A 7,021-nucleotide genomic window follows, 5' to 3' on the forward strand; every position below is an offset into this window, starting at 1 on the left:
CACCCACCCGCGCCGCGAACAACTCCACCACCGAACCACCCACCACCGCACCCGCAGTCGCGTTCCACCCCGCCAACCGCCCCCGATCCACCTCGGTGGTGAAGTCCAGCGCCCCCAGCGGGGTGTCCGGCCCGGCGTCCGCCAGGACGGTCAGCAGCCGGGCGAACTCCGCGGCGCGGGCTTCGAGTTCCTCCTCGCGGTACGCGTTCGGGTTGGCGTCCAGCTCGAAGCGCAGCCGGCGGCCCCCGTCCAGGTAGACGGAGAGGGTGAGGTCGTCCACCGGCCCGGCCGCGATGTTGACCGGCCGCGCCCGCGAACCGGCGAAGTCCAGTTCGTCGTCGAAGACCTTGATGTTGACCATCGGCCCGAAGGTGCCCCGGCCGCGGCCCCCGGGGCCCAGGTCGCGGGTGAGGTCCTCGCCCCGGTAGCGCTGGTGGCGGCGCAGCTCGCGCACGCCCGTCACCACCCGGCGGACCAGCGCGGACACCGGGTCGGCGGGGCCGGTCTCCAGGCGCAGCGGCAGGACGTTGACGGTCATCACCGGCACGGAGAGCGCGGCCGAGCCCATCCTGGTCATGGCGGGCAGCGAGAGCACGACGTCCCGGGAGCCGGTGAGCCGGTGGAGGTGGCCGGCGAAGGCGGCGATCACCACGTCGGCCCAGGTGCCCCGGCAGCGGGCGGCGAGGCCGAGCAGGGCCTCGCCCACCGCGTCGGGCAGGACGACGGAGCGGCGCAGGAACTCCGGCGCGGCGGGGTGCGCGGTGCCGGACAGCGGCTCCGCACCGGCCCGCCCCGCCATCCGGTCGGCCCAGTAGGCGCGGTCCAGGGCGAACTGGGGGCCGTCGCGGTACGCGGCCTCCTCCTCCAGGACGGGCGCCAGCGGACCGAACGGGCTCGCGGGGGCGGGGAGTCCGCGCACCAGCGCGGTGTAGAGCTCGGCGACCCGGCGGGTGAGCAGGGCGAAGGTGTAGGCGTCGGCCGCCAGGTGGTGGATGCGCTGGTACCAGAGCACCCGGTCGTCGGCGACGGTGTACAGGGCGAAGGCGAACAGTCCGCCGTCGGCCGGGTCGGCCGGGCGGTGCATGTCGGCCCGCATCAGGACCAGCGCGGCGGCGTCCGGGTCCGGCTCGCCGCGCAGGTCGGTGACGGTCAGGGAGGGCACCGGCCGGTCGTCGCCGACGGCGGGCTCCTGGTAGGGCACGCCGTCCTGCTCGCCGTAGACCATGCCGAGCGCCTCGGCCTCGGCCACCGTGCGGCGCAGCGCCGCCTCGAACGGTTCCCGTTCGACGCCGCCGCGGATCTCTACGTACTGGCCGACGTTGTAGACCGGGCTGTCGGGGTCGATCCGCTGGGCGTACCAGACGCCGGTCTGGGCGCTGGTCAGGGGCAGGCGGCGATGCGGGCGCACGTTCATGGTTCGGGTGCTCCAGGTTTCGAAGGAGGGGCGGGGCGGTCCGGCCCGGGGAACGGCCGGACCGCCCGGGCGTCACAGCGACTTGAGGACCTGCTCCAGCTGGTCGAGGATCTTGGAGGCCTCGGGGTAGCGGCTGGTGAAGAAGTCCGGCACCGGGTGCACCTGGTTGTTCTTCGCGGCCTTCAGGGCCTTCCAGTTGGTCTGCGCCAGCAGGTCCGCGGTCTCCGCGGACGGCTTGCCGCCCTCGCCGGTGCCGTCCACCAGGACGACGTCGGCGGGTTCCAGCTTGCCGATCTCCTCGAACGAGAGGTCGAACCAGGCGTCCTCGAACTTCACCCCGGGCAGCTCGGCGAAGCGGCCGCCCATGTCCTTGACCACCAGGCCGAGCCAGGAGGCGCCGTCGTAGACGGAGAACTTGCCGGCCTCACCGGAGTTGGCGATCGCCCAGGTGGTCTTCGCGAGCTTGTCCGCGTAGGCGGTCCTGATCCGCGCGGCCTTCTCCTCGTACTCCTTCTTGACCTTCTCCCCGCGCTCCTTCTGGCCGGCCACCTCGGTGATCTTCACGGACGTCGGCAGCAGCTCCGCGGGGTCGCCGATGCCGAAGGAGACGACGGGCGCGATCGGCTGGAGCTTGTCGATCCGGAACTCCACGCGCTTGGGCGCGGAGATGATGATCAGGTCGGGGTTGAGGCTCTGGATCTTCTCGAAGTTCAGCTCGTTGCCCTCGCCGACCACCGGGATCGACTTCACCTTCTCCTTCTGGGCGGACGACAGCGCGGCCTCGTCGACCGAGGTCATGCCGACGACCGGTATCTCGGCGTCGAGCAGCCACATGGCGGCGTAGGAGAGGCCGATGATCCGCTTGGGGGCGGCCGGGATGGTGACGTCGCCCGTGGGGGTGTTCACCACCCGGGTGGCCGCGCCGGAGGAGGCGCCGCCGGCCGTGGAGTCCCCGTCCGAGGTGGTGGAGCAGGCCGCGGCGGCGGTCAGGACGAGGGCCGCGAGGACGGTGGCGGCGATTCTGCGGAACCGGGCCACCGGGCCCTGGGCTCCGGCGGTGCTGGGGACGGTGCTCAACTTCTTGCCTTTCCTGGGGGTTTCGTGTTGCGGGTCGGCCTTGGAGGCCGGGGTCGGATGGTCGGGGGCGGACGGACGGCGGGCGGACCGGCGTCAGCCGGCCGCGGGGGCCCGCGGCGGCGCGGCGACCGGAGCGGGCCCGGTGCCGAGCGGGACGGAGGGCGTGCCGGGCCCACCGTCCGCACCGGTGCCGGTGCCGTCCGCGCCGGTGTCGTCCGCGTCGGCGTCGTCCTCCGCGGGGAGCGTGGCGCGCCGCAGACCGGGGACCGCGACGGCCACGACCACGGCCGTCACGGCGGTGAGCAGCCCGTTGAAGACGGCGGCGGCACCGGGGTTGAACCACCGCGCGATCAGGGCCACCTCGGCGTCGCCCGCGATGTCGCCGGTGGTCTGCTGGGACGTCAGGACGCCCGCCATGCGGCCGCGCAGCCGGTCCGGCGTGCTGTGGTGGACCAGGGCGTACTCAAGGATCCCGTAGACGGTGCCGGCCGCGCCGACGACCACCAGGGCGGCCAGCGCCGGCCCGACGCTCGGGCTGAGGCCGAAGCCCGCCACCGCGAGGCCCGACACCAGGACGGCGGCCAGCAGCACCTTGCCGGGCGCGGCGGTCCGGCCGATCCAGCCGCTGCCGACGGAGACCAGCACGGAGCCGACGGCCGGGGCGGTGTAGAGCAGACCGAGCATGACGTCGCCGCCGCCGAAACGGGTGTGCACCAGCTCGGGGAAGAGCACCACCGGCACGCCGAAGAACGCCGTCACGCCGCCGAGCAGGAGCAGACCGCCGACCACGCGCTCGCGCAGCGCGAACCGCAGGGCCGCCATCGGCGAGCCGCTCTCGTCGTGGCCGTCGCCCTCACCGTCACCGCCGTCCCCGCCGTCCGTGGAACGGGCAGGCGGCAGCGGGCGGAGCCTGGTCAGCAGCAGACTGGTGAGGGCCGTGGTGACGGCGGTGGCCGCGAAGGCGAAGCCCGCACCCCACGCGGCGATCAGCACGCCGCCGAGGAACGGTGCGAAGATCGAGCCCAGCTCGCCGGTGATCGCCATCAGTGCTCCCGCGGCCGGGAGTTGGTCACGCCGGACGAGGGTGGGCACGACCGCCATCAGCGTGGTGACGCTGACCCCGGAGGCCAGGCCGTCCCAGGCCACGCAGAGGTACACGGCCCAGAGCCGGGGCTCCGGCAGCATCGCGTTGACGGCGAGTGCGGCGAAGCCCAGGGCCGCGGCGCTCCGCGCGATGATGATCACCCGGCGGCGGTCCGACCGGTCGGCCAGCACCCCTCCCACCAGTGAGCCGACCAGCACGCTGACGCTCATCACCATGCTGACGGCGGCGACGTGGACGGTCGTCCCGGTGAGGCGGTACACCTGGGCGGCGAGCGCCACCGTCGCGATCCCGAGGCCGAACAGCGAGACCGTCCGGGCGATGAAGGCGGCGCGGAAGTCCCTGCCGGCACGCAGGGGTTCGATGTCGATGAGGAGGTCGCGCAGGCGCACTCGGGGCTCCGGGGTGATGGTGTGGCGGACGGGCGGGGGACGGGCCGGGGACGGCGGGGAGGCGGGCTCAGCCGCGCAGAAACTCCCACCAGGACCGGGCGGTGAGCCGCTCGGCGAGGTCCACGAAGGTCACCTCGACACCGCCCTCGCGCCAGCGCTGCACCAGCTGCATCACCCGCAGCGAGTCGAGGCCCTGGTAGGGGAGGTACTCGTCGAGGTCGACCTCGGCCGGCTCGACGTCCAGGACGTAGGCGATGTCCTGCCGTATCTCCTCCAGGGCCAGGTGCCTGGTCGGGGCGGGATCGGGCATGCTGCGCTTCCTCTCGTACCGGGGCCCGCCGTGGCGCTCCGGCCGCGCGGGTGGTCGTGCGCGGGCCGGCCGGCCGGCGGGGCCGGAGGTGCGGGACGGGGCGGACGGTCGCGGGCACGGCGGGGCGGGCCCGGTTCGGGGGCCGCCCGTCCTGGTCGCCCGTTCGTCCGGCCTGCTCAGGTTAGGTAAGGCTTACCTAACCTTGAGAGATCCTTGACTGTCAAGGCGGCCTCCGGGGCGCGCCACCGCAGGCCTGGAAGGACGTCAACTCCACGGCCCCCGGGCGGCCGTGGCGGGGCCGGGAGCGCGGCACGGCGGCGCGGCGGCGCGGCGGCGCGGCACACCGTCCGGCCGCGGGCCGACGGCGCGGCCCCGGGACACGGGACGCGGGACACAGGACGCGGGACACGGGCCGGCGCACGGCGAAGCGGCCGGCGCGCACCCGCGCGCACCGGCCGCCCGCGGTCGGCGCGGGTCCGGCGCAGTCGAACGCCGGACCCGCTCCCCCTCCCCGGACCGGACGTCCCGCCCGAAGGTGGGCCCAGCCGCCCGGTCCACCGGCGGACGTCCCCCTCAGGACATCCGCCGCCCCCCGGTCCGGAAACCTAGTCGCGCAGCTCCAGGGTGCAGCACTTCACACTGCCGCCCGCGTGGAGGAGTTCGCCGAGCTCGACGCCGATCGGCTCGAAGCCCCGCTCCCTGAGCTTGCGGTGCAGCCCGGTGGCGGCCTCCGGGAGGAGGACGTTCCGGCCGTCGCTGAGCGCGTTGAGGCCGAACGCGTCCGCGTCCTGCGCGTCGGCGAGGATCGCGTCCGGGAACAGCTCGCGCAGCACCGAGCGGCTTCCCTCGCTGAACGCCTCGGGGTAGTACATGATCTCGTCGTCGGTCAGGACGGCGAGCGCCGTGTCGAGGTGGTAGAAGCGCGGGTTCACCAGCGTCAGGCCGGTCACCGGGAGGCCGAAGTACTCCTGCGCCTCGGCGTGCGACCGCGGGTCCGTCCGGAAGCCGGTGCCGGCGAGTATCCGCCGCCCGACGACCAGGTAGTCGCCCTCCCCCTCGTTGATGTACTCGGGCCAGTGGGTGTCCGTGTAGCCGTTGCGCAGGAACCACGAGAGGTAGGCGGGACCCTCCGCCGTGCGTTCGGCGTGCCGGAACCGCGCCCCGAGGACCTTGCCGTCCACCACGGTGGCGCCGTTGGCCGCGAACACCATGTCGGGCAGGCCCTCCAGGGGGTCGATGACGTCGACCCGGTGCCCGAGCGAGACGTAGCGGTCCCGCAGCGCCTCCCACTGCGCGAGAGCGAGTCCGGCGTCCACCGGCTTGCCGGGGTCCATCCAGGGGTTGATCGAGTAGGTCACGTCGTAGTGGCGCGGGGCGCACATCAGGAAGCGGCGCGGCGTGGCGACCCGCGGCCTGCGCGGGTTCGCGGCGTGGGGCGAGCCGATGGTGTCCGTGACGGGCACGAGGTCCTCCGGTGGGACTGGTGGGGGAGCTGCCGGGCGGGGTCGCCGCCCGGACGGGGAGACGGGAGGAGCGGACCGGGTCGGTCGCCGCTCCCGGAGCGGGGAGTGCCGGTGAGGCTCGCGCGAGGGCGCGACGGGACCGTCCGCCGGCATGGCGGACGCCCCTGAACCCCCCTCAGATTAGGTTAGGCTAACCTTACCTGAAAGATCGCGCTCCTGGTCGGCCCCCGGACGTCCCGATCCCCGGGAGGCACCCCGCCCCCGGGCCGAACAGGCCCGCGCCGAGCCCCTGCTGACGCACCGACCAGTCCTGGAGGAGAAGTGAACGGCACCGGCGAGCGGCTGCTCACCGAGAAGGCGACCCTGCGCTACGGAGACCGGGCCATCGTCACCGATCTGACGGTGGCGGTGCCGGACGGCTCCTTCACCGTCGTCGTCGGCCCCAACGCCTGCGGGAAGTCCACCCTGCTGCGGGCCTTCGCACGGCTGCTCAAGCCCTCCGCCGGGCGCGTCCTGCTCGACGGCGAGCACATCGGCCGGCTGCCGGCCAAGGAGCTCGCCCGCCGCCTCGGCCTGCTCCCGCAGAGCTCCAGCGCGCCCGACGGCATCACGGTCGCCGACCTGGTCGCCCGCGGCCGGTACCCGCACCAGGGGCTGTTCCGCCAGTGGACCCGCGCCGACGACGAGATCGTGGCCTCGGCCATGGCCGCCACCGACGTCACCGGCCTCGCCCGCCGCTACGTCGACGAGCTCTCCGGCGGTCAGCGCCAGCGGGTCTGGCTGGCGATGGCCATCGCCCAGCAGACGCCCCTGCTGCTGCTCGACGAACCCACCACGTTCCTCGACATCGCCCACCAGGTCGAGGTGCTGGACCTCTGCGCCGACCTCCACCGCGAGCAGGGCCGGACGCTCGTGGCCGTGCTGCACGACCTCAACCAGGCGGCCCGCTACGCGACGCACCTGATCGTCATGCGCGACGGCGCGGTGGTGGCCGAGGGTCCGCCCGGCGACATCGTGACCGCCGAGCTGGTGGAGCGGGTCTTCGACCTGCCCTGCCAGATCATCGCCGACCCGCAGACCGGCACCCCGCTGGTGGTGCCGATGGCCCCGCGCGGCCGGCTCCCCGGCGCCCGCTAGGAGCAGTCCCCCGCGGACCACGCCGGACCACGCCGGACCACCCGACCACCCGACCACCGGGCCGCCGGGCCGCCGGGCCGCCGGGCCGCCGGGCCGCCGGGCCGCCGGGCCGCCGGGGAGGTACGC

Annotated in this window: 6 protein-coding genes; 1 reads left to right on the plus strand and 5 read right to left on the minus strand. The window is 74.5% G+C overall.

Features of this window, described 5'->3' with window-relative positions; genetic code table 11:
- The 5 genes from ACFCX4_RS33330 to ddaH all read right to left on the minus strand — a co-directional run.
- Positions 1-1,414: condensation domain-containing protein (locus ACFCX4_RS33330; RefSeq protein WP_376150704.1), on the minus strand; the 1,414-nt coding region annotated here is incomplete at its 3' end.
- Positions 1,415-1,486: 72 nt separating this feature from the next.
- Entirely contained in the window at positions 1,487-2,491 is a 1,005-nt protein-coding gene (locus tag ACFCX4_RS33335) for an ABC transporter substrate-binding protein (protein ID WP_376150706.1), read from the minus strand.
- Positions 2,492-2,584: 93 nt separating this feature from the next.
- Positions 2,585-3,985, minus strand: coding sequence for an enterobactin transporter EntS (gene entS, locus ACFCX4_RS33340; protein ID WP_376150708.1), 1,401 nt, complete (start codon positions 3,983-3,985; stop codon positions 2,585-2,587).
- A 67-nt stretch (positions 3,986-4,052) separates the two neighbouring features.
- The gene (locus ACFCX4_RS33345; protein WP_376150710.1) at positions 4,053-4,295 is read right to left on the minus strand and encodes a phosphopantetheine-binding protein; all 243 of its coding nucleotides are present in this window, start codon (positions 4,293-4,295) and stop codon (positions 4,053-4,055) included.
- A gap of 605 nt (positions 4,296-4,900) precedes the next feature.
- Positions 4,901-5,758 (minus strand): dimethylargininase, encoded by an 858-nt coding sequence (gene ddaH / locus ACFCX4_RS33350; RefSeq protein ID WP_376150712.1) that lies wholly within the window; start codon positions 5,756-5,758, stop codon positions 4,901-4,903.
- A 321-nt stretch (positions 5,759-6,079) separates the two neighbouring features.
- Here ddaH and ACFCX4_RS33355 point away from each other — a divergent pair, with 321 nt between their 5' ends.
- Positions 6,080-6,895 carry an ABC transporter ATP-binding protein gene (locus tag ACFCX4_RS33355; RefSeq protein ID WP_376150714.1) on the plus strand — a complete coding sequence of 272 codons (816 nt, stop codon included), beginning with the start codon at positions 6,080-6,082 and terminating at the stop codon, positions 6,893-6,895.
- Positions 6,896-7,021 lie beyond the last annotated feature (126 nt).

Source organism: Kitasatospora sp. NPDC056327 (assembly GCF_042261735.1).
In the GTDB taxonomy this organism is placed as follows: Bacteria; Actinomycetota; Actinomycetes; order Streptomycetales; family Streptomycetaceae; genus Kitasatospora.

What these genes read in the sequence shown, in the direction of transcription:
- ACFCX4_RS33345 (WP_376150710.1), bottom strand. Translation starts at nt 4,295, where the DNA reads ATGCCCGATCCCGCCCCGACCAGGCACCTGGCCCTGGAGGAGATACGG.